Raw genomic sequence first — 26,576 nt, 5'->3', positions numbered from 1 at the left:
CGTATTCCCGCCAGCCCGGTCTCTGTGGGATAATAACACCAAGAAATTAAAGTTTTTCCGAATGTTTTCGTGTTTCGGGAAAACTTCAAAAAGTAAGGGGTTTTTACTTGGCGGAGAATTCGTTAAAAATACGAACCAAGGTCCGCATGGCCCAGTGGCAATCTATTATTAAAGAGTGCAAAGAATCCGGCATGACCGTGGCTGAATTCTGTGAGGACAGAAATATCAGTTGGCATGCCGACGGACATCATGAGACATTGGAGCAAGTGGGCATCGATAAAGAATATGGGGTGCCAAAACTCACATAAAATGTAGAAAGGGATAGGGAAGTAAACGACCAGATGACCCAGCAGGGCTGGATTGTGCTACGGTTCTGGGAAAGTGATATTAAAAAGGACATAGGGGCGGCGGTGGCTGAGATAAAAAGCTATCTGCCGTAAATGGATTTAAGGCGCGGAATAATCTGCGCCTTTAAATTTCCCGACTTTTTCGGAGTTGGGATTTTTAAGGTTAAGCCGTATTTCATGCGTAATCGTCAAAGATTAGGTTGTATTCCCGCCCGCCCATTCTCGTGAGATAATAACTCCAATAAATTAAAGTTTTGCCGAATGTCTTCGTGCTTCGGGAAAACTTCACATTGGAGGTGTTTTCTTTGGCGGATAATTCGTTAGAAATACGAACCAGAGTCCGCATGGCTCAATGGCAGTCAATAATTAAAGAGTGCAAGGAATCCGGCATGACGGTAGCTGAATTTTGTGAAGACAGAATTATCAGTTGGCACGCCTATTACTATTGGCTGCGAAAAATCAGGGAATACATTACTCAGCCCCAAACTACAGAAACCGAGTTTGTACAGTTGCCTTCGCCTACGGAGGTAGCTGCACCGACCAATCCGGGCACAATTACCATACATATTGGTGGAGTTGCAGTTGAAGTTGAAGGCAATGTGAGCAGAGTTTCCCTGAAAAATGTCCTGAAGATTCTGCAGGAAATGTAGCCATGCTGGTCAAGAATATTACGGCCAAGCACGTTTTCCTTGCTTGCGGCCATACGGATATGCGAAAATCTATTGACGGTCTGGCTGCCATAGTTCAGCAAAATTTTAAGCTGGATCCTTTTTCAAAGGACGTATTCATGTTCTGTGGACGGCGCAAAGACCGCATAAAGGCCCTTTTCTGGGATGGTGATGGCTTCAGCCTGCTGTATAAACGCCTGGATAACGGCAAATTTTGCTGGCCAAAATCCCCAAATGAGGTTATTAGCATTTCTGAACAGCAGCTTCGTTGGCTGATGGAAGGGTTGGAAATCTGCCAACCTAAATCCATAAAAATGTCCCAACCAAAGTCCATAATTTAATACTGTATACTTCGTCCAAAGCCCTTGTAAATGCTGCATTTGCAAGGGTTTTGTGGTACAATAAAGGTATACTAAATGAGGGAGAAATCGGTGTGTCAGATAATAGTTTATTGGAAAAACTCAAAGCTGAATATGAACAAAAAATTGCTGAAATGGAGTCATGCTATCAGCAAAAATATTATGAAATGGAGCTGCGTCATAAGCAGGAAATGGACCTAATGAAGGAACAACTTGCCTCTATGCGTAAGCTCCTTTTCTCGTCCAAATCTGAACGCACCAAGATAATATTGCCAAATCCTGACCAGTTGTCCCTTTTTGACGAGGTTGAGCAGGAAGCTGCTCCCGAGCCATCCGAGGAAGCCACAACTGTTAAGGCACATAAGCGCAAGAAGCAGCGCACCCAGAAGAAACTGGATCTTTCCAAGGCAGAGCGCAACGTTGTTGTTTTGGATATTCCAGAAGAGGACCGCCATTGCCCAGCCTGTGGCAGCAATGAGCTGGTTCCTGTTGGAAAAGAGCATGTCCGTGACGAGGTACGCATTATCCCGGCAAAGATTATTGTCGATGAGATATACCAGAAGGTCTACAAGTGCAAGGCATGTGAAAATGACGAACACGTGGAATTTGTAAAGGCACCGACACCTAAGCCACTGGTTCCCAATTCGCCGGTTACCCCATCCGTAATGACTGCCACCATGCTTAACAAATTCCAGTTTGCATTGCCACTGCAGCGGCAGGAAAAACTGTGGCAGATTATGGGACTTAACCTCAGCAAGCAGACCATGGCCAACTGGATTCAGCACGCATACAGGGATTATCTCAAGCCACTTATTGGGCTTATGAAAAAACAGCTTCTTGGGGAAAATATCCTTCATGCGGATGAAACACCGGTTCAGGTGCTTAAGGAGAAGGGACGCAAGAACAAGAGCAAATCCTATATGTGGCTGTACTCCACTGGACAATATGCCAAGCACCACATACGGGTCTTTGAATACCAGCCTTCCAGAGCCGGCGCATGTGCCAGCAAATTCCTTGAAGGATTCCATGGTTATCTTCACACGGATGCCTATGCAGGATACAGCCAAGTGGATGATGTAATCCATTGCTGCTGTATGGCCCATGCAAGGCGTAAATTTGTTGAGGCCCTGCCAGAAAATATTGAGCATCCAGAGGAATACCAGGATGTGTCATTAAGGAAATGGGCCGCGTATTTAAAATTGAACAGGATTGTCAGGAGCTTTCAGCTGAAGAACGGCAAAAACAGCGGGAAAAAGAGGCCAAGCCTATTCTTCTGGCTTTATTTGAGTACCTTGAAAAAGAACAGGGTCATGTTCCACAGTCATCCAAGCTTTCCAAGGCCATAAATTACTGCTTATCTCACCGCAATGAACTGATGAACTATCTGCGTGACGGTGATTGCAGCATTTCCAATAACCTTGCTGAAAGAAGCATCCGTCCATTCACCATCGGCCGAAAAAACTGGGTATTTTCCGGCTCTCCTGCCGGTGCCGAGGCCAGTGCCGCAGCATACAGTTTAATAGAGACATGCATAGCCAACAAAGTTGATACCAAAGAATATCTGGAATACATCTTTACAAACATGTCCTAGGAAGAATCCTTAAAGGACGATTCAGTTTTGGAAAAGTATCTCCCGTGGAATGTAGCCTTACCAACTAAATGATGAAATCATTACGCAGCCGACCGGCTGCGTTTTTATTTGGGCTTGTTTAGGCATAGGATATTTTGACGCTTACGAAGAAAAGTATTTTTTGAGGAAAAAAGGCTAGCAATAAGAGATATTTTACGGACTTTATGTGAATGGAAAGGTGTGGAAATAATAGAGGGTGAAATTTGCCCAGATCATGTTCATTTAATGGTTAGTGTACCACCGAAATTATCCATATCCAGTTTTATGGGCTACTTAAAAGGAAAAAGTAGTTTAATGATTTTCAAGAAATATGCCAGAATGCAGCCATTGTACTTTCTGATTACCACAGCGGGAACCGATACCAACAGTATCTGCTATGAAACACATCTGAAGGCCAAGGATATTCTGGAGGGACGCAAAAAAGATGCGACTTTCTATCCGGTAATCTATGGTGCTGATGAGCAGGATGATTGGACAGATCCGAAGGTATGGAAGAAAGCAAATCCTTCACTTGGGATTACAGTAGGTATTGATAAGGTCGTAACGGCCTGTGAGTCAGCCAAGCAGAATCCTGCTGAGGAAAATTCCTTCAGGCAGCTTAGACTCAATCAATGGGTAAAGCAGTCTGTACGCTGGATGCCAATGGATAAGTGGGATAAATGTGCCTTTGTTGTAAATGAGGATGATCTGGAAGGTCGCATCTGCTATGGAGGTCTTGACCTTTCAAGCACCACAGATATTACGGCCTTTGTGCTGGTGTTTCCGCCTTTGGACGAAGATGATAAATACTATATTCTTCCTTATTTCTGGATTCCTGAGGAAAACGTTGATGTAAGAGTAAGGCGTGACCATGTGCCTTATGATGTGTGGGAGAAGCAGGGAAAATTGCTGACAACTGAGGGCAATGTGGTCCATTACGGCTACATTGAGCAGTTCATTGATAAGCTGAATGAAAGGTTCAATATCCGTGAAATAGCCTACGACCGCTGGGGAGCTGTTCAGATGGTGCAGAATCTTGAGGGTATGGGTTTTACTGTGGTTCCTTTTGGCCAGGACTTTAAGGATATGAACCCACCAACCAAGGAGCTTATGAAGCTCACTTTGGAGCAGAAAATAGCTCATGGTGGTCATCCGGTCCTCAGATGGATGATGGATAACATCTTCATAAAGACAGACCCAGCCGGGAACATAAAACCGGACAAAGAAAAATCCACAGAGAAGATTGACGGTGCGGTAGCAACCATAATGGCGCTGGACCGTGCCCTAAAGGACTAGGCTTTGCCGTCGCAATCCGCTGTAGATTGGATAACAGTGAAAGTATTTATGATGAGCGTGGGCTGCTATTGATTTAAGACACAACAGGTGCTACAGCCTTTTTGGCCAATAGCTCAAGCAGACGCTTGGATGGTCCGTTTGGAGTGTTTCTGCCAGCTTCCCATGCTTCTATAGTTTTTTTGCTTACACATAAAAATTTGGCAAGTAGGTTTTGAGTAAGATTATTTTCCATACGGATCTTTCGTATTTCACTTGGGGTGAAGTTTCGTACAGTATCAACATCGATGGTCAATACAGTTTGTTTCAGATTGGCGCCGTCGGTAGTTTCAATATCATCGATAATCTCATTTAAAGATGCACTTATCATATCGTATGCTTTACTCATATTATTACACATCCTTTCTGACATAAATCTTCTCAAGTTTTTCAATCAATAATTTGATGTTGTTCTTTTCAGTTTTGGAGAGATTTTCCATCTCATTTTTCGCAAATACCATAATAAGGAAAATTGTACCTTTAATTTCAAAATCAACATAACAAACCCTGGCACAGTGGGATTTGCCTCTATTTCCATAGCTATAACGGACTTTTCTGAGACGGCCGGTGCCTTGCATAACAGGACCAATTTTAGGGTTTTCCAAAAGAATAGATTGAAGTTCCCTAAGATTTTCATCTGTCAGTCCCAGTTCTTTCCACTGCTTTTCAAATAATTCACCGTGGATAAATTTTCTGCTTACTTTCATTGGATTACCTCTATTTAGATTTACCCTATTCAGTAGGGTAGTTCAATATAGATATTATCATAGGATTATGAATATGTAAAGGAGGCATCAGCCTATGAATATATTTTCTTAACTGTTTCGTTCAAGGGACAAGCCAAGGGATTATCTGTCAATCCATTGGCCTTTTTTATTTGGCGGCACTGCCACTGGGAGAAATGTTAATGAACGGACATCCATGCCAGATTATGCCAGAATATAGCAATAATCATATATGTTTCAAGCCTTGGTAAATAAGGGATTATGGGAGAAATAGGGGGATCGGCTAATACAAATACAAATATCCGCTTGACACGAACATTAAACAGTAGTATATTACTCTATGTTAACTACATTAATCCGAAGAAGTCATCAGAATGCGATGCAAACTGGTGATGGAGGGTACTCTGGAGAATCCCATTAAATTGGGTGCCGAAGGTGCAAGGTTTACATTTAAAGTGTAAGCTGAATCTCTCAGGCAAAAAGACAGTGATGATGAGTGACATGCCAAGTAATGTTCTAGAAGTTATGCGGCCTTGTTTATTTATTTTGTCTTTATGGAGTATCGTCCTTCGGATGATACTCTTTTTTATTTTGGAGGATTTGATTATGGACTACTTATTAGAACTTGTACAAATGGTCAACACCTATTTATCAGATTACATTCTCTGTTTCCTGTTAATCGGTTTGGGACTGTATTATACCATTAGAACCCGCTTCGTTCAGGTTCGTTGCCTTGGTGAAGGCTTCAGACGTTTTTTTGGCAATTTCTCCCTTCATGGTGAAAATGGCAAGAGCGGTATGAGCTCCTTCCAGGCTTTGGCAACTGCGGTTGCAGCCCAGGTTGGTACTGGTAATGTGGTTGGTGCATCCGGTGCAATCCTTACTGGTGGTCCTGGTGCTATTTTCTGGATGTGGATTATTGCTTTCTTCGGCATGGCAACCAACTATGCTGAGGCAGTTCTCGCTCAGGTAACTCGTGTCGTTAAGGAGGACGGCACAGTTCTTGGTGGTCCTGTTTACTACATCCGTAAGGCATTTCCAGGCGCATTCGGCAAATTTTTGGCAGCATTCTTTGCAGTAGCAATTACCTTGGCATTGGGCTTCATGGGATGCATGGTTCAGTCCAACTCCATTGGTGAGACCAGTGAGGCTGCCTTTGGTATTCCGGCCTGGGGTGTTGGTATTATAATCGCATTATTGGCTGGCTTCGTATTTATCGGTGGTACCAAGCGTATTGCCAGAATTACTGAGAAGCTGGTTCCTGTTATGGCTGTTTTCTATCTCATCGGTGGTGCGGCTATTCTTCTGGCAAACTATGAAAGGGTGCCGGAGGCTGTTTCTCTTATTTTTTACTACGCATTTAACCCTGATGCCATTATTGGCGGTAGCTGGGGTATGGCAATAAAAACTGCTATTTCTCAGGGCGTAAAGCGCGGTCTGTTCTCCAATGAGGCTGGTATGGGTTCCACTCCACATGCCCACGCTTTGGCAAATGTTGAAAAGCCACATGATCAGGGCGTTGTTGCTATGGTTGGTGTATTTATTGATACCTTCGTTGTTCTTACCATGACTGCCTTGGTTGTAATTACTACCCTTTATACTGGTGACGGCGTACTGGCCAACGGTGCGGCAGAGGGCATTTCCAAGACAAATATGGCTCAGATTGCTTTCAGCAGTCTTTTTGGCAGCTCTTTGGGCAGTGCATTTATCGCTGTCAGCCTGTTATTCTTCGCATTTTCTACTATTCTCAGCTGGAACCTCTTTGCAAAGATTAACGTAGAGTACCTTATGGGCAAGTCTGCAGTAAAGGTTTTCTCTGTAATTGCTATTTGCTTTGTTTTCATGGGCTCCTGCCTGTCCAACAATCTGGTTTGGGAGCTGACTGATATGTTCAACAATCTCATGGTTATTCCAAACTCCCTGGCTCTGTTTGCACTTAGCAGTGTAGTAGTAGGTCATGTGGATACTTCCAACCTTGAGGAAAATGATGCAAATGAATATATTGTGCAGACTGATAATTAATTGTTAAATTTAAAAGCGGTTGTAGTCGTAAAGTCGATTGCAGCCGCTTTTTTAGTGTCAATATTTTATGTTAGGAAGGCTTATTTATTGCAAAATCTGTAGCCGGCTCCCCACACTGTTTCTATATAAATAGGGGAGGAAGGATTCGGCTCTATTTTTTCCCGCAGCCGGTTTATGTGTACCATGACTGTGGCAGTGTCACCCATGGCGTCAAGACCCCATATCTGGTCAAAGAGCTTGTCCTTGCTGAAGACAATGCCGGGGTTTTCCGCCAAAAATAACAGCAGCTCAAATTCCTTGTTGGTAAGGGTAATCTCATTGCCCTTATGATATACCATGTGGGTATCTGGCTGGATTTCCAGATCTCCCTTTTGAATAGCGCGGATTTTTGGCGTTGTGTCACCAGCTAGCTTGGTTAGACGCTGGTAACGGGCGAGATGAGCCTTGACTCTGGCCACCAGCTCACTGGGACTGAAGGGCTTTATTACGTAATCATCGGCACCGAGTCCCAGAGCCCGGATTTTATCGATGTCCTCATGACGGGCTGAAACCATAAGAATAGGTAGCTCCTTTTCCTTCCGCAGCTCACGGCAAATCTGAAAGCCGTCCTGTCCCGGTAACATTACGTCCAAAATAAGCAAGTCAAAATCCTCGGCTAAGGCCCGTTTTAAACCAGCCGTGCCGTCAGCTTCAATTTCCACCTGGAAATCGCTGGCTTCCAGATAATCTCTTTCCAGTTCTGCAATTCCTGAATCGTCTTCTATAATTAAAATTTTTTTCATGTAATCACTCCTCGTAAAAAATATAGCTTATCCATTAGCATCATGGCTGTCACTGGCCTTTTAAGAGGAAGGCGTTATTTGGGGCAGCTGTATTATAATGGTCAAACCTCCAGCTGGTCTATTTTCAGCCCAAATTTTTCCATTCATACCGTCAATGATTCGTTTGGTGATAGCCAGTCCCAGACCACTTCCCTTGGACACATTGCTGCGGGCCTGATCGGTGCGATAGAAGCTGTCAAATAGCTTTGGCAAATCCTCCGTTGGTACTCCCGGGCCATTATCGGCAAAGGTAATACGAACGCTGTCATTGAGGGCTTCAAGGCGAATGTTAATATCTACATTATCCCTGTTGGAATATTTACTGCTGTTGCTGATAAGGTTATCAATGACCCGCTGAAATTGAATTCGGTCAATGGAAACCAGTCCCTCGTCTTCATTTGCCAAATTAATTTCCATGGTGAGATTGATGTTCTTTTCTGCCAGGAGAGGCTTTTGCTCATTGTAAAAATCCGTAAAATAATATTTTAGAGGAACATTTTCCAAATTAAAGGGTATCCGCCCCAAATCCAGCTTTGAGAACAAAAACAGGCTTTCCACCAGCTTTTCCATGGTGGTGGCCCCTTGGAGTATCATTTCCACATAGTGGCGTTGCTTTTCAGGAGTTTTGGCAATTCCATCAAGAATGCCGCTGGCATAGCCCTTCATGGATGTAAGAGGTGTGGACAGGTCGTGGGAAATGCCGGCTATGAGTTCCTTGCGGTTTTCCTCGTATTTTTCCTGCTGTTCACGGGCTGCCTTCAGCTCCAGACGCATGGCCTCAAAATCACGGCAGGCATCACCAAATTCATCCTGGGTTTGGATATCTATAGGTGTATCAAGGTTACCCTGACGGATTTCTGCTGAGGCCTTACGGAGAGCGGACAGCGGCTCCAAAATTTGTCGTGACAGTAGTCGGGAAAAATATAATCCCAGCAGGATAATGGTTATGATGGCTACAATGATAATTACAGTAATAATATCATCCCAGTATAGAAGAGGGTTAGGCTTTGGCGGAGCATCCGGTGTAATAAGTGGTGCTTTTCCATAAGAATAGATTTGGGTACGTTGGTCAGAGGACTGATATTTAAATAAAAAAATATCATCGTCCCAAAGCATAATGGAGCTTCCATTACTACGTGAGGATACCTTTTGTATTATTTCCTGTGAGTCAGCCTCAGGGGATATATAGGTTATATTATTGTCCTGGGTCAATACACTTTGGATTCCCAGCTGCTCTAAATCGTGAAGTTCTTTTTCTATATTTGTGTCAAAGGGCATATTGAGTCCGGGACCTTGATTCATGCCCTTGCGCATACCACGACCATGATGGTGTCTTCCCATGCCTGGACCGGGCATAGGATCATTGCTGTTCTCCAGCTTTACCTTAATAGAGCTGATGGCAAACTGTATGGAAGGAGCCGGACCCTTTTCGGGCCACATAGAATTAATCTTGTCCTGGTTGGAGCCGTTTATCAGCTTCATCCCCAACATAAGACTGCTGCTGATAATGACTAGTACGCAGAACGGAATAAACACCATCATAAAATTAGTTATAAGTAAACGCTTTCTCACGGAAATATCCCGTAATCGCATGGAAACACCCTCTTTATACTTAATATTATTTAATTTCAATAATAGTATACGCCTTAATTCTAACAAATATTTAAACAAGTAAAAATCCGTATTTGTGAAAATATTAATGTACAGTTTATATTTTGTTTAGATTTAGGATTTATACTTCAGGTGTACCCAATAAGGATACACAAAATACAAGATGATAAATTCAAGGAGGAATTTACTATGGATAACAAAATTATTTCTAAAAAAACCATGAAGAAGGCAGGGGCTGCGTTGGTTGTATGTGTTGTGGCATTAGGTGGACTTGGCTGGTACGGCCATCAGCAGAAAATCAATCAATTCCATAATGTTGCACAGGCCAACAGCAAAATCGTGGAGACGAAATTAGCTGCCAATAATGTGGAAGTAATAGATGAAGCTAGTGTAAAGGCTGCAGCAGCTGAATCTATGGGGGTAGATGAGTCCAGCATTTCCTGGAGGGAAATCATACTCTGTGATGGTCCTGGCGGTCACTTCATGGCCCGTGGTAGAAATTTTGATGGTACCCAGGGCGTTTACAACGACAGATGCTATGGCCCTAATCATGATATAAACGACCATGGTCCATATTGGAATCGTGACGACAATGATAACAATGGTTGTTATGGATATGGTGGTAACGGGTATCATCGTGGTCCCCATCACGGTGGGCGTCATTACGGTGCCGGTTACCAGGGTGGTTCTATGAATGGAACTCAGGAAGGTCAGCAGTTTGGTCCTGGTAGAGGGCCTGGCTATGGAATGATGGCAAATAACGCGAATGCTCAGGATGCAAACGCTCAGGACGAAAATACCAAGTCTGCACCTGCACAAATGGAATTCCATCCAGTATATAATGTATTATGCAATGCCAATAAGGTAGACTACATGGTACATGTTGATGCAGTAACTGGTAAGGTTCTTCATTGTCGGGCTATCGCCAGCAGATAATTAAATATCATAAATCCTTAAGCGACTGATGCATTAATTTCAGTCGCTTTTTTTATTCAAAACATACATTTGTTTTTCTTTTGTGTTTATGGTTAAATATAAATAAGGATTTTATATTGGAGGTTTTAGCTTTGCCAGAGCAGGAAAGTGAAAAACAACGGGAACAGCTTAATGAAAAGCAGCTTGAGGTGGTCAACGAGCTGGAGAACAACATTCTTCTGATTGCCTCGGCAGGTACTGGAAAAACAAATACATTAGCTTATAGAATTGCCCATATCATAGAAGAAAAGAAGGCCGAGGGAAAAGAAATAGCCTGTCTTACCTTTACCAACAAAGCCTGCAGCGAAATGAAGGCACGGGTAATGGAGGTGGTGGGGGAAGCCGCCAATGATGTTACCATCAAGACCTTCCATGGGTTTTGTTATGAAATTATCCGTCAGGAGTCAAAGCATAGGGATATTGGTATTTCAGCAGATTCTATCATTTATGATGAGGAAGACTGTCTGGAAATTATCAAAAACGTGCCGGAAATGACGGATATGGCTGCTCAAACTGGTTGGGCTGGGGCTATACAGAAGATTATTGCTCTGGTTAAGGAGTATCGGGGAGAGTATGACTATTTTAGCGGTGAGCCCAGTGATGACTATCAGCGGGTAATTGATCGTTTGCTGACGGAAAACGGTCAGAGGTTTTCTGATGCCAGCCGTGTTAATTGGAAATCATGTACTGACCTTATTATGGAATTTCAGAATAGGGGCGGTTTTCTTGTTAGTGCTTATGATAATGCCCTTAGAATGGCCCATGGCATGGATTTTTGCGATCTTATCAATATTGCCTATGAGCTTTTGAAAAATCCTGAAGTACAAGGGGCATGGAGCTCCTATTTTAAATATTGGTGCATCGATGAGGTGCAGGATACCTCCCGCTTGGAGTACAGCGTACTGGAGCATTTATTCGGACAGAATAATGTCATTATGTGCGGTGATTTTTTTCAGACTATATATGAGTGGCGTGGATCTCAGCCGGATCTGATATTCGATAAGTTTTATAGCGAGTATCAGCCCCGGCTTATTGTGTTTAATAAAAATTATCGTTCCACAAGAATACTTTTGGATAGCTCATATTATTATTTGAAAAAGCGTTTTCCCGATAAGGTTACGAACTTTTTCCCGGATGACGCCTTGGCAATGAGTGATAATGAAGGGGAGAAAATAGTTCATGCCACCTTTAGGGATACATATATTGAGGCTGACTGGATTTATAACACCCTTCAGAGGCTAAGGCCCCAGGATTTGTCCAAGGTATGTATTTTGACCCGTTCCAATGTATATAACAAGCGGTTGTCAAATTGCTTCAGCAAGATAATGGAAACGAGGCAGAGAAATCAGATGCTCCAAAAGGGCGTATTTGATGATTTTCCTCTTGAATTTATGCTGGTGGATGAGTTTCATTTCTTCCGCAGGCAGGAGATAAAGGATGTTTTGGCTGTATTTAATATGCTGATTAATGAATGGGATGATACCAGCATTTGTCGGGTAGCCAAGGAATATGCCAAGGGTATCGGTGCCAGAACCATCGATAAATTACAGTCGGAGGAAGCGTTGGACTTGGGAATTCACCCTAGCGATATGGTTCATCCCTCTACTCTTAAATATGATGAACCCTTTGAAATGCTGCGTCGTGAACTGGAAAGGGGCAATGTGGTGGTATTTGATGTGGAATCCACCGGCCTTGACACTTCCAGGGATGAAATTATTCAGATTGCGGCCATAAGAATTGACAGGACTGGAAAGGTGCTGGATAAGCTGAATCTTTTTTTGAAGGCAACTAAGTCCGTGGGACAGTCCGTCAACACCCATCATATTACTGATGAACAGCTGCAGCGGGATGGCGTAGATCCTAAAAAGGGACTTCAGGCATTTTTGACTTTTGCCAATGACAGCGTTGTTGTGGGACATAATGTGGGCTACGATTTGACCATTTTGGCAAGTCAGCTTAAACGCTTGGGACTTGAAGGCCTTAAGTGTCAGGCCCATTATGATACTCTGGATATTTTTCGCCGGTTCTACCCAAAGCTGGAAAACCATAAGCTGTCTACAATAGGGGAGTTTGTTCAGGTCAGTCATAAGTCAACCCACGATGCCTTTGATGATATTTCTGCTACTGGTGAAATCCTTATATATGCAGTAAACAATAATATTGTTGAGGGCATAGATGAGCGACGTCGCTTTTTCAGCAAATATTCCAAGGTTTTTGCTCCCTTCGCTGATAAGATTAATGAATATAAGCGGGATATGTATGATATGAGACCTCAGGAGCTGATGAACAAGGTCATTAGGGAAGTGGGCATATTGGAGCGCTATACAAATGAGGATATACGAAATAACAGCACCAACAAGCCTAACAGCAAGGTGGGGAATCTTCGCCAGTTATATCGTTTTATGCGGGAGCGTGACGATAAAAAAATGTCCTGCCTTGACGGTATAAAGAATCTGCTGAATCTTACCTCCCTTTCAAATACTGAATTCGATTTAATGTTGGCATCACATCCGAAGATTCCAATTATAACAGTCCATCAGGCCAAGGGGCTTGAGTTTGAGCAAGTATTCTTTGCAGGACTACAGGAGGGAGTATTTCCAAGTAAATTCGCTATAGATGCGGATTATTTTGATGAGGAGGCCAGACTTTTTTATGTGGGGATTACCAGGGCGAAGAAGGCTTTATATCTTACTTCTGCTTTGGAACGGTCAAAAAATACCAACCCATGCAGATTTATTTATTCCCTTCCTCAAAAAAATATTGAAAATTGTCAGTAAATAATAAAGTAGTAAAAATTGTTTTTTCGTATTTATTGCGAAAAATACCACAAATCTGTAGATTTGTTTGATGATTTACCTAGTATTTAAAAGGTTTGTATGCTATAATACCAAATAAGAGAAATTTAAACAGAGAGGGAGGTATTATTTATGCCATTAGTTGATACCAAAGAGATGTTTAAGAGGGCATACGAGGGTGGCTATGCCATTGGTGCTTTCAATGTAAACAATATGGAGATTGTTCAGGGAATTGTTGCTGCCGCTGAGGAAACCCAGTCTCCAGTAATTTTGCAGGCTTCTGCTGGTGCCAGAAAGTACGCTGGTGCTGAGTATCTGTTCGGTTTGGTTGAATCTGCCCTGAAGGTCAGCACAGTGCCTATTGCCCTGCATTTGGATCATGGTGCAGATTTTGAGACCTGTAAATCCTGTATTGATGGTGGCTTTACATCGGTTATGATTGACGGCTCTGCCCAATCCTTTGAGGCAAATATCGCCATAACCAAGGAAGTTGTAGAGTATGCTCATGCCCACGGCGTAGTGGTAGAGGGTGAGCTTGGTCAGTTGGAAGGCATTGAGGATGATGTTAATGTGACAACAGGTTCATATACTGATCCTGATGATGTGGAGGAATTCGTATCCCGCACAGGTGTAGATTCCTTGGCTATTGCTATCGGTACCAGCCATGGCGCATTTAAGTTCAGACCAGAGCAGTGTACCAGAAACGAACAGGGTGTGCTGGTTCCACCAGATCTGCGTTTTGATATTTTAGAGGAAATTTCCCAGCGTCTGCCTGGTTTCCCTATCGTGCTTCATGGTGCTTCCTCTGTTGTGCCTAAGTATGTAGAGATTATTAACCACTATGGCGGTAATCTGAAGGATGCTATTGGTATTCCTGAGGATCAGCTCCGTAAGGCTGCCCGCAGTGCTGTTTGCAAGATTAATATCGACTCTGATATGCGTCTTGCTTTGACTGCTGGTATTCGTGAACACATGGCCAAGTATCCGGAGCATTTTGATCCACGTCAGTATCTGAAGCCAGCTCGTCAGAATATTCAGGATATCGTTGCTCATAAGATCAGAAATGTTCTTGGTTCTGATGGCAAGGCAATTGACGTTTAATAGGTTTATATTTCACTAAAAAATTAGGACCGGCCTGTGGGGCTGGTCCTTTTTTAGTGCATGAAGGCTTTTATTGTTTAAAAGCTTTATTCTGCTTTTGTTTCATGTAATTTATTTGTAAAAGGCCTGAATCATATCCTGAGGGATATCTGAATAAACAGAAATAGTTTCTCCGTTTAGTGGATTAAATACCTCCAGATGATAGGCGTGGAGGGCCTGACGGTTGATTACAGCATGATTACCGCCGTATAAATCATCTCCCAAAAGAGGATAACCAATGGAGGCAAGGTGAACCCTTATCTGATGTGTCCGCCCGGTTTTCAGCTCCAGTTTAATAAGGGATTTGCCATTATTAACTGCCACAGTTTCATAATGGGTTTCTGCATATTGACCATCCGGAGAGCATATCCGCTGTATAATGCTGTCTGGATGACGGGCAATGGGTAAATCGATGATTCCCTTTCTTTGAGGCAGTATGCCGTTTATAAGGGCAAAATAGCTTCTGTGAAAGAATTTTTGGGTAATATTATGCTTTTGCATATTTCCCTTTATACGGGAGCCCGGCTGGGTAAGGGCACTTTGAAGCTGGGGCAGCTTGGCTACTACAACAAGTCCGGTCGTATTTCTATCTAGTCGATGAACTGGGTGAAAATCAATATCCTGTCCAGTCAGCTGATAATAATATTTTAAGCCATTACCAAGAGTATTATCATGGTCCCCGCCAGTGGGGTGTACCAGAATACCATCTGGTTTATTCAAAACAATAAGGTATTCATCCTCGTAGCGAATGTCCAAAGGCATCTTTCTGGGAACAATGGAGGATTCTTCCTCCAATATGCAGGTGATTTTATCTCCGACCTTTACAGTTGCCATGGTGGCCTTTACTTTCTCACCATTAACTAAAATGGTTCCGTTCCATTTCAGACGTCGCCAGAGACCATGGGAAACACCACAGCTGCTTCTAAGAAAAGCCCTGACCGAAACAGGGGTCAGGGCTTCATTATCCTTAACTTCGTAAGTAATGTTCATTTTAGTTCTCACCGCGGAGCTTCTTGATTATATTGAAGCAGATGCTGAGAATAATGGCTACTACAGTTGCCAGGGACATACCGGCCAAGGTAGTGGAGCCAATGGTGATGCTGGCGGTAGATACGCCGATACCGAGAACAATAGCAGTAAGCATCAAATTAATTGGCTGATTGTAGTCAATTTTGGCATCTACCAGAACACGGATACCGGAAGCGGCAATTACGCCGAAAAGCAGCATGGAAACACCGCCCATTACAGGTACAGGAATACTCTGAATTGCAGCGGCCAGCTTGCCGAAGCAGGACAAAATAATGGCAAAGATTGCTGCACCACCAATAACCCAGGTGGAGAATACCTTGGAAATTGCCAATACACCGATGTTCTCGCCATAGGTGGTATTAGGGGTGGAGCCGAAGAAGCCAGACAGGATGGTGGAGATACCGTTACCGATGATGGAGCGGTCAAGTCCAGGATTCTTGGTGAGGTCAGAGCCTACAATGTTACTGGTTACAAAAAGATGGCCCACATGCTCGGCGATAACAACCAAAGCTGCCGGAAGAATAATTGTAATGGCAGTGAGATTGAATTCTGGGGTGTAGAAGGTAGGCAGTGCGAACCATGGAGCCTTTTCAACACCAGTAAGGTCAACAATGCCAAAGCCCAGGGAAATGATGTAACCGCAGATGATACCAATAAGAATTGGAATAATGCCCAAAAAGCCACGGAACACAATCTGGGAGAAAAGGGTAATAACCAGAGTTGCAACAGCCACGATAATGTTGCTCATATTAGGCTCTGCCTCGGTGAGACCAGCCATCTTAGCCGCAGTTGGCATAAGCTCCAGACCGATAACGGCCACAATGGCGCCCATGGCAGCTGGCGGGAAGATGAAGTCTATCCAGGAGGTACCTACGGCCTTCACAATTAAACCCACAATAACGAAAACAAGACCTACGGCAATGAAACCACCAAGAGCAGCTTCATAGTTGAACTGGGATAATACTGCAAATACAGGGGAAATGAAGGCAAAGCTGGAACCCAGATATGCCGGAATCTTTCCCTTACATATAATCAAGTAAAGCAATGTACCAATACCGTTAAACAGCAGTACAGTTGCAGGATTTACATTGAACAGAATTGGTACTAACACAGTAGAACCAAACATAGCAAATAAATGTTGTAAAGATAGCGGAATAGTTTTTGTAATAGGTGGCCTCTCATGGACCTGAATTACTCGATTCTCACTCATTAATAAAAACACTCCTTTAAGTAAATAGCAAAAGTGGGTTCAAAAAACCCTATAAGACTTTAACACAAAAAAAACAACTTGTCTATCAATCTTTGACAAGTTGTTCATGTATACAAAATAATTAAATTATTTTCGCTGATCCTTCAGGTGCTCCTTCCAGTATTCCATATCCGGCTCACTAAGTGGTAGCGAAACCTTATCACCATTGTCATAAGCAAATTGTATGGTGATTACCTCAGCCCTGCGCATGGAGTCGAAGGCTTCAGGAGGAAATTCCACAAAGAGCTTGTTGGTATTTTTTAAAGTGGTTTTGTCGTTATAGAATGCCACAGAATAGCTTGGGGGAGTTTGGCGGACAGCTGCTTCCATGGTGTAGGTATCATCGTCGCAGATCATGGTCATGGCGGCCAGCAGATTGGCACTGGAATAACGATAGTCCTGAATGGTTAGGTTTGCAGTGTTAATCTTGCCATTAATATCCACACCTGTTTGAAAATCAATATCGCAGTAGCCGGAAAGATTATCCGCAGGGCGATGGTCAAAAACATAGGTGAACCCCCAGCCAAAGCCACCTAATAAAATTAACATAATACCAATTCCCATAAAGAATTTACTTGGTGATTTAGACATTTAAAAATTAATCCTTTCTATGTGTAGGGCCAAACATACGATTAAGAGGGTTTTCTTTGAAGAGATTACCTTGTTCAATGTAGCGGTGAACCATTTTTTCAGATTTGTGCCTGGTTTGCCTCATAATGGAGAGTGCATCCAGGTCATGCTGGGCAGCAGAGGTGGCAAAGCCACGGCGTAAGCTATGACCGGCAAAATCATCAGGGTTCATTCCCAGCATTCCCATGTATTTTTTTACAATAATTGCCACAGATTTGTCGGAAAGCTGTGTTTCCCGTGGATCAAGGTTTCGCTTAAAGCCTCTGAAAAGTGGCCCATCCTTTATGTTTGCTGCTTCAATCCAATCCTGTACAGCGATTACAGCACAGGTGTGAGGATCAGGGGCGTAGGGAATGGCAATTTGACTTCCGTGCCCCAGCTGGTCACCTTTTGACTGAGGAATAAAAATAACCATACCCTGTGGGGAAAAGGTGATATCCCTAAGCTGTATAGCTACCAGCTCAGAACGTCTGAAGGCTCCTGCAAAGCCAAGAAAAAGTAAAGCCTTATCCCGAATGGACACCAAATCGCCTGCATCAAAAAGATCAGCCAAAAGGGACATGGTTTCCATCAATATAGGGGCCTTGCCGTGTTGGAAGGTACCCTTTTCACGGCGAATAGCCTGCATGGCATTGCGAACCATACCATCCTTGGCTGGATTGTTGTCATAAAAGCCGGCTGCAATATGGTTTTCAGAAATGGCGGTAATGCGCCTGGAAACCGTATTGGCATGGGCATGGTCTGCCAAATCATTAATATAGTTTACTATGGTTTCAGCTGTGCAAGGTAGAGGTGGCACCTCATGGGCCTCGCACCAGTCAGTAAAGTCATTCCAGTCAGCTGAATAGGATTTCAGGGTGTTATCAGCCTTGGATTTCCTCATTCTACGCTTACTTTTGGCAGACAGCTTTACATTTTGGTTTATATTGTCGTTTTTATAAAGTAGAAAATCATCACGAATATTCATAAACAATTCACCATTCATATTTTATACAAGAAAACTCTGTAAATCAATAGTCGTGCCTTTATCAAGGAGGCGTATAGGTGTATAATAATGAATTAATTATTGAAATATACCATTAATGGGAAAGGTTCTTGATAAAATGAATTCGGAAAATCCAATAGGAATTATGGATTCAGGTATGGGTGGAATTAGCGTTCTGAGGGAAATAACCAAGCTCATGCCTAATGAAAACTATATATTTTACGGAGATTCCAAAAATGCCCCATACGGCAGCAGAAGTACCCAGGAAATATATGAGCTTACGTCAGACGTGGTAGATAAAATGCTGGATAGAGGCGTAAAGGCTGTTGTTATAGCTTGTAATACAGCCAGCAGTGCTGCTGGAAAGCGACTTCGGGAAAAATATCCTCAGCTTCCAATTATTGCCATAGAGCCAGCATTAAAGCCTGCTGTAATAAACTGTCCCGGAGGCACAGTGCTGGTATTGGCTACAGAAGCTACTCTCAGGGAGCAGAAGTTTGCCACATTAATGGAAACATGGAAGGACAGAGCTGAAATTATAAAAATGCCACTTCCTGGACTTCCTGAGTTTGTGGAACGTGGTGAGCTTGATTCCCCTGAGCTGAGAGAATTCCTTATGGGTTATTTCAGCAAGCTGGAGGGCAAAAAAATTGATGGGGTAGTCCTTGGCTGTACCCATTATCCTTTTGTTCGAAAGGTAATTAGTGAGCTTTTTGATAATAAAGTGAAGATATTTGATGGAGCTGCTGGTACAGCCAGACAACTAAGAAGAAGGCTGTATTCCAGAAATATGATTAATACTTCCATGAAGTCGGGAACAATTACCTGGCTTAACAGCTCTGATAATCCAAAAATGATTGAGCTGTCAAAAAAACTGTATAATTTAAAGCTGGATTAATTAAAATAGGCTGATGCACTTTTTGCACCAGCCTATATTCTTAAGTAGCCTAATTTTTACATTAGTAATCCCAGAACTAAGCCTGCAACTCCACTACCAAATAGCAGAGTTATAACGCTGACCTTCTTTTTTACGGCGATCATGGCAATTACTAAAATAATGATACCTTTAATATCAAAGTCGGCAAAATTTGTGGGAACGCTTTCTGTGTTCCATACGGAAAGCCATATAAAGCTAAGACCTGCAGTGCAGATAAGGGCCACCACAGCGGGACGAAGGCCGTTTAAGGTTCCCTTTATTGCACTGAGCTCACCATATTTTTTCATGAGATAGGTTATTAAAAGACATAAAATCAGGGAAGGCGTTACAAAGCCAAGGGTTGCCACAATAGCTCCCAGTGTTCCCGCAATTTTGGTTCCTACAAAGGTAGCTGCATTTATGCCAATAGGTCCTGGTGTCATTTGGGAAATGGTGAATATATCAATAAATTCTGTCATGGTAATCCAGTGATAATCATCCACGACTGCAGCCTGAATCCAAGGGAGGGAGGCATAGCCACCACCAACGCAAAAAAGGCCAATTTTACAAAATTCCCAGTATAAAAGAAGTAATATATTCATTATACGGCCTCCTCTTAATTATATTTAGGGTCTCTCAACAGCATGAGTCCAATGATTGCATCCACCAGAACACAGTACATTGGATTTACATTGAAACAGAGAGAGGCTATAAAGGTTCCGGCAGCAATCAATATTGGAAGCAGCAGCTTCTTCTTGAAGAGCTTATATACCAGATTAAGTCCCACATCAATAATGACAGCAGTGGCACCACATTGCATACCCTTTAATAGCATTTGTACATAGTAGTTGTGGGCAAAGAGATCGTAAAAGAATGCGATAATTGTAATGGTAATAAGGGGAGGCAGCACGGTAGCCAGTATGGTAACCAAGGTTCCCATAAAACCTGCCATTTTATATCCCAGCATGATGGAGGCATTAACAGCCATTACGCCGGGAAGGGACTGGGCGATGGCAGTAATGTCCAAGGTGTCCTTGTCGTTAATCCAGCCATATTCGTCCACGTATTTTTTCTTCAGAAGTGGTATAATTACCATGCCACCACCTACAGTGAAGGCACTGATCAGAAAGGTGGATTTAAACAGCACCCAGAAGAAGTGGCGGGTACCAGGAACGATATTTAGTTTATTTACAGCATCATCCAGCTGTTGGTTTTCATTGCTCATAGACAACTCCTTACTATATTAATTCATCATACAATTTTAATATATAATATTAAAAAATGCAAAAAATAAGGAATGATGATGAAAAAAAGATAAAATAAAAGAAGCCCCTTGGAGATGAGGGGCTTCACACGGAGAAGGAATGATAATGGGATCTACATCAAGGTAATTTTTCTGTAACAAGCAATTGGAGAGGTTTGTCTGTTACATTAACCTTGATTAACCTTCATAGGGTAAAAAATACTCCCCTATGACGTACACTAATATTACTATTTATAAATTAAATAAATATGAAACAAAGATTAAAATAAGATTAAAAACTGCAAAGTATACATTTTAGTGTTACAATATGAATTGTAAAGTATTCTCTGAAAGGACTAATGATTATGAATATCCTAAAATTTTGTCTGGTAGCGGTGCTGGTTTTCTGGCTTATTTCTGAATTTGCACCGGAAAATGTATCTGCTGTAACAAGTATGATGGGGATTGCTGTAGCAGTGGTGGCCATGATTATGTACAACCAAAAGCATAATAACTCAAAAGAGGATTCTGATGAATATGATAACAGCAATGATGATAGTGCTAAAGAGGATTTGTTAGATAAAAAATAATTTTTATAGAATTGTGGTCATAAACGTGGTATATTTAACAGGATATTTGCATGATGTGCATATCGATGAATGAAAGGTTGTGTTAGTGAGGCAATGGAAGATAAAGGAATGAAAAGGGGATTGAAGAATCGCCATTTGCAGCTTATTTCCTTAGGTGGTGTAATTGGCAGCGGATATTTCCTTGGTACCGGCTATATTCTGGAAAAAGCAGGACCGGCTGCAATAGTTTCCTACTTGTTGGGAGGAGCCATTGTACTATGTGTCATGCTTTGTCTGGCAGAATTGGCGGTAGCTGAACCCATAGCGGGCTCTTTTGTAACTTATGCCAGAAAGTATATTAATCCAACATGGGCGTGTGGTGTAGGCTGGACATATTGGGTCACATGGGTTTCCTATGTCCCGTCAGAAATGATAGCCGCCGGCATAATAATGAATAATTTCGTGCCAGCGGTCAGTCAGCTTTGGTGGGCTGTTCTATTTTGTCTGCTAGTCACTTTAGTTAATCTGTTTCAGGTGGATAAATTTGGCGAAAGCGAGTTTTGGCTGGCAATCATAAAAATTGTTGCCTTGATGGCTTTCGTTGTGGTGGGTGTCCTAATAATACTTGGCTTAATCGGTGATCAGGGTTATCTGGGAACTACATTGCTGCTAGGCAGTGGTGGTTTTACCCCAAATGGTTATTGGGCTATTATTGTAACCATGACCATTATTTTAGTAAATTTTCAGGGAACTGAAATCATCGGTCTGGCAGCTGGTGAATGCGAAAAGCCAGAGGAGAGTATTCCTTTGGCAGTACGTAATGTAACATGGCGCATTATTGCTCTTTATATTATCCCAATTTCCGTTTTGATATCCATTTTGCCTTGGGATAAGGCGAGTCTGGAGGAAAGCGTATTTGCAGTGGCGTTGTCTGAATATGGCTTGGATAAGTTTGCAGCCTTCTTTAGCTTTGTTGTACTGACAGCGGCATTGTCTTGTACAAATTCTGGTCTTTATGGTACCAGTCGTGCTCTTTATTCATTGTCAAAGATTGGCATGGCTCCTAAAAAGCTTTCAACTTTAAACAGAAATGGGATGCCTCAGAATTCTGTTGTGGTTACCATTGCCACCTGCTGGCTGATTATATTGCTTTGTAGCTTTGATACCAGTGACATGGCATATACATATCTACTTTCCTTGTCTGGTTTCACTGGAGCTATTGCCTGGATTTCTATTTGCTGGAGCCAGTACAATTTCCGTAAGCATTGTGAGGCAAGAAATTCTGTGGAAAGACTTCGCTACAAGACGCCATTCTTCCCCTTTGTCACACATTTCGGCATTTGGGCTCAGGTTATCAGCATTATCATAGTTGCATCGGAGCCGGAGCTTCGGGAGACAATTTATCTTGGTGCTATATGCTTGATAATTCCTATGGTAATTTATAAGATTGAGCATGGTCGCTGGAAGCGAAAAAAGAAGAAGCGTATTGAGCAAATGAAAAATAACTAAAATTGTCTTAGCCCTTTTCAGTAAGCATCTGAGAAGGGCTTTTTCTTATGTTTTTTACATTGAAAAAAATAAGTCACCATGATAAACTTAGAGATGGAATTTATTTTATCCGGGGGATGAATATAATGGCATTTAGAATGAAAACATTGGCTGGCATGATATGTGCAGCAACAATGTTTACATTTGGTACAGCTTGGGCAGCTGAACCAGAGGGAATAGATATTAATATAGCCGATGTTACAAGGGAACAGGCAGCAGCTGTGGCTAGTGCACAGGTGGAGCTTCATGAAGAGGAATTGATACCCAAGGTTAATGACGGCACGAAAATTATGATTAATTTGGCCAATCGTGGGCTTTATTTATTTGAGAAGGGAGTTAAAACCAAGCTGTATCCTATAGCTTGTGGCCGATATACCAATCGTTCTCCTGTTGGCTATTATAAAGTTAACGAGAAAGAGGTTAATCCTACTTGGGTTGATCCTGCTGACCGTAGCAATGTGGTTACTTCCGGTCCATCTAATCCACTGGGGTATCGTTGGATTGGATTTAATGGTTATTATGGTATTCATGGTACAAATAACCCTTCCAGTATTGGTACCTACGCCTCCAAGGGGTGTATCCGTATGCTGGAGGAGGATGTGGAGGATCTGTATGAACGGGTTGAGGTAGGCACTCCTGTGGAGGTTTTCTACAATCGCTGTGTTATGGAAAAATCGAATGACGGCACAGTGGTGTACTACATTTACCCAGATGCCTATGACTGTCAGCCACTTTCTGTTGAACAGATCAATGAATGGCTTCATGGTTATGGTGTGGAATGCTTTGAAAGTGATGATGCCATAAAAGAGAAAATTGCTGCCGAGGATGGCCAGCCTACATTTGTGGCAAAGCCGTTCAATTTAACAGTTAATGGTAAGACCTTGGAATGGAAGGCTGTTCAGAAGGATGGTATCTATTATTTGCCGGTTTATCAGATGGCTGAGGCTCTGAATATGCCAGTTTACGTTGATAATGCTGCCGGAATGGTGAGAACATCCTATGGCACTGCTACCATTAATAACTTTAAGAATGTTCTTTATATCAATGCAGATGAAGCAGAGGCTATTTTTAATATAAATGGCGGTAAATACTCCAGTAATTCTATGGTGTATACAACTAATCCACCTAAAAAAACTGCAGAAGTAACAAATAGTGATACTGGAACCAAGGTTAATGAAACTGCCGTATTTAATAGAAATATAGATCCTGTGAGAAATATAGAGCCTGTAAAAAAATAATTTTTAGTGAGTTTGTTTTGACAAAGCAGAGGTATATTATATCTCTGCTTTCTTGTGCCTATATGCGGAAGCGTGTAGATGGGGGTATCGGTTTGAAAAAGAAATTTTTTATTTTAGATGGAAGTTCTCTCTTGTATAGGGCATTTTATGCTTTGCCACTTTTGGAATCAAAGTCCGGGGAATTTACCAATGCGATTTATGGCTTTTCAAATATGCTGGTAAAGCTTATGACTGAATGGAAGCCTGATTATTTGGTTATAGCCTTTGATGCGGGGAAAAAGACCTTCCGTAATGAAATGTTTGCTGAATATAAGGGCACCAGAAAACCTACGCCTCCTGAACTTTTAAGCCAGATTCCTTTATTGCATGAAATGGCTGAAGCATGGGGGATTTCTCTGGTGGAGCTGCCTGGTTATGAGGCAGATGATATTATTGGCACTTTGGCCAACAAGGCTGTGGATAATGGCTGCGAGGCCTATGTTGTTACCGGGGATAGGGATGCTCTCCAGCTTGTGAAGCCTGACTTAAGTGTGCTTTTCACCAAGAAGGGCATTTCTGAGCTTAAGGTTTATGATGTTACAGCCTTTCAGGAGGAATATGACGGTCTTGATCCTATTCAGCTCATTGATATGAAGGGGCTTATGGGAGATACCTCCGATAATATTCCTGGAGTTCCGGGAGTGGGACCAAAGACAGCCTCCAAGCTGCTTGCAGCCTATGGAAGTGTGGAGGAGGTTCTTCTTCATATTGAGGAAATTGCGGGCAAGAAGCTGCAGGAAAATATTCGTGAGAATCAGCAGATGGCCATTTTATCAAAGAAACTGGCTACTATACGTTTAGATGTTCCAGTGGAATTTGATGATACAGCCTTTAAAATTACTACTGCTGGTAATGAGCTGACCCGCTTTTACACGCGTTACAATATTAAGTCTATGCTGAAGGCAATTCAGCCATTTATTTCTGAAGGGGTGGCAGTGGAAGCTGCTTCTGAAGAAAGGCTCCCTGAATGTCAGGTGATAAATGATGCTTCTGCAGCCAAGAAGCTGGTGGATGAGTGCCGTCAGGCCGGTAGAATAAGTGCTGCTGCTGTTTTCAGTGGTAAGATTCCTTCTGTAGCCCTGACTGGACTTGGTGTTGCGGTAAATGGTAAGCGCTATTTTGTAGATGTTTCAACCAAGGGGGATTTTGGACAGGATTCTCTGTTTTTTGATGAAAATGCCGCAGAAAATGAGCTATGGAAGATTTTAAAGGTGCTGTTCTCTGATGAGTCAGTGGTTAAATATATTCATGGCTTAAAAAATTATTATCATGCCAATGTTGAAGTGACAGGCAAGGTTTATGATTTGGAGCTCATTGGCTATCTATTGAATCCTGCAAGCTCAAAATACGATGTTAGTGAGTTGGCAGCAGCCTTTGCTCCTACCCTTACTGCTCCTGAAAAGGGGACCGACATATATAATAATGTGTCATGGCAGGCCTTTGCACTGGAACATTTTAGTGAAGACATGCTTCATCAGCTTGAGGAAAAGGAGCTGGAAAAGCTCTACAATGACATGGAGCTTCCATTGGTGGATGTATTGGCTGATATGGAGAAGAATGGTATTTATGTGAATCGGAAAAATCTTCATGAGCAGTCTGTTGCTGTAGGTAAGACTATAGCTGATCTTGATAAGGAAATCCGTGAGCTGGCTGGCATGGATTTTAACGTAAATTCTCCAAAACAGCTAGGGGAGGTTCTCTTTGAAAAATTAGGTCTTCCAGTTATTAAAAAAACAAAGACTGGTTATTCTACTAATGCCGAAGTGCTTAATCAGCTTCGTGGGGAGCATCCTGTTATTGAGAAGATATTGAGCTACCGCCTTTGGACTAAGCTGAAGTCTACCTATCTTGACGGTATAAGCCAGCTTATTGATAGCGGAACCAACCGGGTTCACACATCCTTTAATCAGACTGTTACCGCCACTGGCAGACTTAGCAGCTCGGATCCTAATTTACAGAATATTCCTGTCCGTACTGAGGAGGGAAAGAAAATCCGTCAGCTGTTTGAGCCAGGTGCTGGGTATGATTATCTCCTTAGTGCAGATTATTCCCAGATTGAGCTTAGGGTTTTGGCCCACATGTCACAGGATGAGAATTTTATTAAGGCATTTAAAAATAATGAGGATATTCATGCCCGTACAGCAGCGGAGGTATTTGGGATTCCTATGGAGGAGGTAACGCCAACACTCCGTCGTCACGCCAAGGCAGTTAACTTTGGTATTGTTTATGGTATCAGTGATTATGGCTTGTCGCAGGATTTGGGCATTACCCGTAAGGAAGCGGCAGGCTATATTGATAGCTATTTTGAAAAATGTAAGGGCGTTAAGACCTTTATAGATAAGGTCGTTGAGGATGCCCATGCCAAGGGGTATGTTCAGACAGCCTATGGCCGTAGACGTGAGCTTTCATCTATTAACAGCTCTAATTATATGCAGCGTATGTTGGCGGAAAGAATGGCCATGAATACGCCTATTCAAGGTACAGCAGCTGATATTATTAAGCTGGCAATGATTAAAGCCCATAAGATGATTAAGGATGCCAAGCTGAAAAGCAGGATACTCCTTCAGGTTCACGATGAGCTTGTTTTGGAAGTGGTTGAGTCTGAGCTTGAAGCTGTAAAATCTATCCTTAAGGATGCTATGGAAAATATAGTTTCCTTAAGTGTTCCGCTTTCCATTGATATTAGCATGGGCAAAAACTGGGCTGAGGCCAAGTGATAGGGGGAA

23 protein-coding genes, 4 pseudogenes and 1 riboswitch are annotated in these 26,576 nt (G+C 42.4%); of the genes and pseudogenes, 17 read left to right on the top strand and 10 right to left on the bottom strand.

Features of this window, described 5'->3' with window-relative positions; genetic code table 11:
- The first annotated feature begins 107 nt into the window (after positions 1–107).
- From tnpA (B6K08_RS06200) to B6K08_RS06170, 8 genes and pseudogenes are all read left to right on the top strand, one after another.
- A complete protein-coding gene (tnpA, locus tag B6K08_RS06200) occupies positions 108–308 on the top strand; it encodes an IS66 family insertion sequence element accessory protein TnpA (RefSeq protein WP_052212126.1) in 201 nt (66 codons plus the stop codon).
- An 18-nt stretch (positions 309–326) separates the two neighbouring features.
- Positions 327–440 (top strand): annotated as a pseudogene (locus B6K08_RS06195) (DUF559 domain-containing protein); the annotation flags it as partial.
- 212 nt (positions 441–652) lie between these two features.
- On the top strand, positions 653–997 hold the full coding sequence (tnpA, locus tag B6K08_RS06190) for an IS66 family insertion sequence element accessory protein TnpA (RefSeq protein ID WP_039208302.1): 345 nt from the start codon (positions 653–655) through the stop codon (positions 995–997).
- 2 nt (positions 998–999) lie between these two features.
- Complete coding sequence (gene tnpB / locus B6K08_RS06185; protein ID WP_039208305.1) at positions 1,000–1,356, top strand: IS66 family insertion sequence element accessory protein TnpB; 357 nt, start codon at positions 1,000–1,002, stop codon at positions 1,354–1,356.
- 152 nt (positions 1,357–1,508) lie between these two features.
- A pseudogene (gene tnpC, locus B6K08_RS06180) lies at positions 1,509–2,543 on the top strand (IS66 family transposase); the annotation flags it as partial.
- Positions 2,544–2,554: 11 nt separating this feature from the next.
- The gene (locus B6K08_RS14185; protein ID WP_080325697.1) at positions 2,555–2,965 is read left to right on the top strand and encodes an IS66 family transposase; all 411 of its coding nucleotides are present in this window, start codon (positions 2,555–2,557) and stop codon (positions 2,963–2,965) included.
- Between the two features lie 138 nt (positions 2,966–3,103).
- A pseudogene (gene tnpA, locus B6K08_RS13965) lies at positions 3,104–3,328 on the top strand (IS200/IS605 family transposase); the annotation flags it as partial.
- Positions 3,317–4,356, top strand: a pseudogene (locus B6K08_RS06170) (terminase large subunit); the annotation flags it as partial. The pseudogenes tnpA (B6K08_RS13965) and B6K08_RS06170, both read left to right, overlap by 12 nt.
- Here the strand turns inward: B6K08_RS06170 and B6K08_RS06165 are convergent.
- Both B6K08_RS06165 and B6K08_RS06160 read right to left on the bottom strand, forming a co-directional pair.
- Positions 4,353–4,664 (bottom strand): helix-turn-helix domain-containing protein, encoded by a 312-nt coding sequence (locus B6K08_RS06165; protein WP_052212421.1) that lies wholly within the window; start codon positions 4,662–4,664, stop codon positions 4,353–4,355. The pseudogene B6K08_RS06170 and the gene B6K08_RS06165 sit on opposite strands and share 4 nt — an antisense overlap.
- A 4-nt stretch (positions 4,665–4,668) precedes the next feature.
- Entirely contained in the window at positions 4,669–5,022 is a 354-nt protein-coding gene (locus tag B6K08_RS06160) for a hypothetical protein (protein WP_039210514.1), read from the bottom strand.
- A 412-nt stretch (positions 5,023–5,434) separates the two neighbouring features.
- Positions 5,435–5,537, top strand: a riboswitch (glycine riboswitch).
- A gap of 109 nt (positions 5,538–5,646) precedes the next feature.
- Between B6K08_RS06160 and B6K08_RS06155 the strand changes: the two genes are divergently transcribed.
- Entirely contained in the window at positions 5,647–7,062 is a 1,416-nt protein-coding gene (locus B6K08_RS06155) for an alanine/glycine:cation symporter family protein (protein WP_039210518.1), read from the top strand.
- Positions 7,063–7,142: 80 nt separating this feature from the next.
- On the opposite strand, the gene B6K08_RS06150 is transcribed toward B6K08_RS06155, so the two are convergent.
- Both B6K08_RS06150 and B6K08_RS06145 read right to left on the bottom strand, forming a co-directional pair.
- Positions 7,143–7,844 carry a response regulator transcription factor gene (locus B6K08_RS06150; protein WP_039210513.1) on the bottom strand — a complete coding sequence of 234 codons (702 nt, stop codon included), beginning with the start codon at positions 7,842–7,844 and terminating at the stop codon, positions 7,143–7,145.
- Between the two features lie 60 nt (positions 7,845–7,904).
- Positions 7,905–9,515: a sensor histidine kinase gene (locus tag B6K08_RS06145; RefSeq protein WP_200810395.1), complete on the bottom strand. Its 1,611-nt coding sequence runs from the start codon at positions 9,513–9,515 to the stop codon at positions 7,905–7,907.
- Positions 9,516–9,683: 168 nt separating this feature from the next.
- On the opposite strand from B6K08_RS06145, the gene B6K08_RS06140 reads away from it, so the two are divergent.
- From B6K08_RS06140 to fba, 3 genes are all read left to right on the top strand, one after another.
- The gene (locus B6K08_RS06140; protein ID WP_039210509.1) at positions 9,684–10,430 is read left to right on the top strand and encodes a hypothetical protein; all 747 of its coding nucleotides are present in this window, start codon (positions 9,684–9,686) and stop codon (positions 10,428–10,430) included.
- A gap of 131 nt (positions 10,431–10,561) precedes the next feature.
- Positions 10,562–13,246 (top strand): 3'-5' exonuclease, encoded by a 2,685-nt coding sequence (locus B6K08_RS06135; protein ID WP_039210508.1) that lies wholly within the window; start codon positions 10,562–10,564, stop codon positions 13,244–13,246.
- Positions 13,247–13,396: 150 nt separating this feature from the next.
- Positions 13,397–14,365: a class II fructose-1,6-bisphosphate aldolase gene (gene fba / locus B6K08_RS06130; protein ID WP_039210506.1), complete on the top strand. Its 969-nt coding sequence runs from the start codon at positions 13,397–13,399 to the stop codon at positions 14,363–14,365.
- Positions 14,366–14,476: 111 nt separating this feature from the next.
- On the opposite strand, the gene B6K08_RS06125 is transcribed toward fba, so the two are convergent.
- The 4 genes from B6K08_RS06125 to B6K08_RS06110 form a co-directional block, all read right to left on the bottom strand.
- Positions 14,477–15,394 carry an RluA family pseudouridine synthase gene (locus B6K08_RS06125; RefSeq protein WP_080325694.1) on the bottom strand — a complete coding sequence of 306 codons (918 nt, stop codon included), beginning with the start codon at positions 15,392–15,394 and terminating at the stop codon, positions 14,477–14,479.
- 1 nt (position 15,395) lies between these two features.
- Positions 15,396–16,643 (bottom strand): uracil permease, encoded by a 1,248-nt coding sequence (uraA, locus tag B6K08_RS06120; protein WP_080325693.1) that lies wholly within the window; start codon positions 16,641–16,643, stop codon positions 15,396–15,398.
- 126 nt (positions 16,644–16,769) lie between these two features.
- Positions 16,770–17,273, bottom strand: coding sequence for a hypothetical protein (locus tag B6K08_RS06115; RefSeq protein WP_080325692.1), 504 nt, complete (start codon positions 17,271–17,273; stop codon positions 16,770–16,772).
- 7 nt (positions 17,274–17,280) lie between these two features.
- Positions 17,281–18,297 carry a site-specific integrase gene (locus B6K08_RS06110; protein ID WP_234985254.1) on the bottom strand — a complete coding sequence of 339 codons (1,017 nt, stop codon included), beginning with the start codon at positions 18,295–18,297 and terminating at the stop codon, positions 17,281–17,283.
- 118 nt (positions 18,298–18,415) lie between these two features.
- On the opposite strand from B6K08_RS06110, the gene murI reads away from it, so the two are divergent.
- Positions 18,416–19,195, top strand: a complete 780-nt coding sequence (gene murI / locus B6K08_RS06105; RefSeq protein WP_080325715.1) for a glutamate racemase — start codon at positions 18,416–18,418, stop codon at positions 19,193–19,195.
- Positions 19,196–19,251: 56 nt separating this feature from the next.
- On the opposite strand, the gene B6K08_RS06100 is transcribed toward murI, so the two are convergent.
- Together B6K08_RS06100 and B6K08_RS06095 are read right to left on the bottom strand one after the other, a co-directional pair.
- On the bottom strand, positions 19,252–19,815 hold the full coding sequence (locus tag B6K08_RS06100; protein ID WP_039210297.1) for a chromate transporter: 564 nt from the start codon (positions 19,813–19,815) through the stop codon (positions 19,252–19,254).
- A gap of 14 nt (positions 19,816–19,829) precedes the next feature.
- A complete protein-coding gene (locus tag B6K08_RS06095) occupies positions 19,830–20,438 on the bottom strand; it encodes a chromate transporter (RefSeq protein ID WP_080325691.1) in 609 nt (202 codons plus the stop codon).
- 383 nt (positions 20,439–20,821) lie between these two features.
- Between B6K08_RS06095 and B6K08_RS06090 the strand changes: the two genes are divergently transcribed.
- From B6K08_RS06090 to polA, 4 genes are all read left to right on the top strand, one after another.
- A complete protein-coding gene (locus B6K08_RS06090; RefSeq protein ID WP_039210294.1) occupies positions 20,822–21,046 on the top strand; it encodes a hypothetical protein in 225 nt (74 codons plus the stop codon).
- 108 nt (positions 21,047–21,154) lie between these two features.
- Entirely contained in the window at positions 21,155–22,534 is a 1,380-nt protein-coding gene (locus tag B6K08_RS06085) for an amino acid permease (RefSeq protein ID WP_080325690.1), read from the top strand.
- Positions 22,535–22,659: 125 nt separating this feature from the next.
- A complete protein-coding gene (locus B6K08_RS06080; RefSeq protein WP_159446716.1) occupies positions 22,660–23,811 on the top strand; it encodes a L,D-transpeptidase in 1,152 nt (383 codons plus the stop codon).
- Between the two features lie 62 nt (positions 23,812–23,873).
- Positions 23,874–26,567 (top strand): DNA polymerase I, encoded by a 2,694-nt coding sequence (gene polA / locus B6K08_RS06075; protein ID WP_052212373.1) that lies wholly within the window; start codon positions 23,874–23,876, stop codon positions 26,565–26,567.
- Positions 26,568–26,576: the final 9 nt, after the last annotated feature.

Source organism: Anaerovibrio lipolyticus DSM 3074, from assembly GCF_900141865.1.
GTDB lineage: Bacteria > Bacillota > Negativicutes > Selenomonadales > Selenomonadaceae > Anaerovibrio > Anaerovibrio lipolyticus.
This window is presented reverse-complemented; position numbering and strand designations above follow the sequence as displayed.

Excerpts from the sequence above, each read along its gene's own strand:
- tnpB (WP_039208305.1), top strand. The coding sequence starts at position 1,000 with ATGCTGGTCAAGAATATTACGGCCAAGCACGTTTTCCTTGCTTGCGGC.
- B6K08_RS14185 (WP_080325697.1), top strand. The coding sequence starts at position 2,555 with ATGGGCCGCGTATTTAAAATTGAACAGGATTGTCAGGAGCTTTCAGCT.
- B6K08_RS06165 (WP_052212421.1), bottom strand. The coding sequence starts at position 4,664 with ATGAGTAAAGCATACGATATGATAAGTGCATCTTTAAATGAGATTATC.
- B6K08_RS06160 (WP_039210514.1), bottom strand. The coding sequence starts at position 5,022 with ATGAAAGTAAGCAGAAAATTTATCCACGGTGAATTATTTGAAAAGCAG.
- B6K08_RS06155 (WP_039210518.1), top strand. The coding sequence starts at position 5,647 with ATGGACTACTTATTAGAACTTGTACAAATGGTCAACACCTATTTATCA.
- B6K08_RS06150 (WP_039210513.1), bottom strand. The coding sequence starts at position 7,844 with ATGAAAAAAATTTTAATTATAGAAGACGATTCAGGAATTGCAGAACTG.
- B6K08_RS06140 (WP_039210509.1), top strand. The coding sequence starts at position 9,684 with ATGGATAACAAAATTATTTCTAAAAAAACCATGAAGAAGGCAGGGGCT.
- fba (WP_039210506.1), top strand. The coding sequence starts at position 13,397 with ATGCCATTAGTTGATACCAAAGAGATGTTTAAGAGGGCATACGAGGGT.
- B6K08_RS06125 (WP_080325694.1), bottom strand. The coding sequence starts at position 15,394 with ATGAACATTACTTACGAAGTTAAGGATAATGAAGCCCTGACCCCTGTT.
- uraA (WP_080325693.1), bottom strand. The coding sequence starts at position 16,643 with ATGAGTGAGAATCGAGTAATTCAGGTCCATGAGAGGCCACCTATTACA.
- B6K08_RS06115 (WP_080325692.1), bottom strand. The coding sequence starts at position 17,273 with ATGTCTAAATCACCAAGTAAATTCTTTATGGGAATTGGTATTATGTTA.
- B6K08_RS06110 (WP_234985254.1), bottom strand. The coding sequence starts at position 18,297 with ATGAATGGTGAATTGTTTATGAATATTCGTGATGATTTTCTACTTTAT.
- murI (WP_080325715.1), top strand. The coding sequence starts at position 18,416 with ATGAATTCGGAAAATCCAATAGGAATTATGGATTCAGGTATGGGTGGA.
- B6K08_RS06100 (WP_039210297.1), bottom strand. The coding sequence starts at position 19,815 with ATGAATATATTACTTCTTTTATACTGGGAATTTTGTAAAATTGGCCTT.
- B6K08_RS06095 (WP_080325691.1), bottom strand. The coding sequence starts at position 20,438 with ATGAGCAATGAAAACCAACAGCTGGATGATGCTGTAAATAAACTAAAT.
- B6K08_RS06090 (WP_039210294.1), top strand. The coding sequence starts at position 20,822 with ATGAATATCCTAAAATTTTGTCTGGTAGCGGTGCTGGTTTTCTGGCTT.
- B6K08_RS06085 (WP_080325690.1), top strand. The coding sequence starts at position 21,155 with ATGAAAAGGGGATTGAAGAATCGCCATTTGCAGCTTATTTCCTTAGGT.
- B6K08_RS06080 (WP_159446716.1), top strand. The coding sequence starts at position 22,660 with ATGGCATTTAGAATGAAAACATTGGCTGGCATGATATGTGCAGCAACA.
- polA (WP_052212373.1), top strand. The coding sequence starts at position 23,874 with ATGCGGAAGCGTGTAGATGGGGGTATCGGTTTGAAAAAGAAATTTTTT.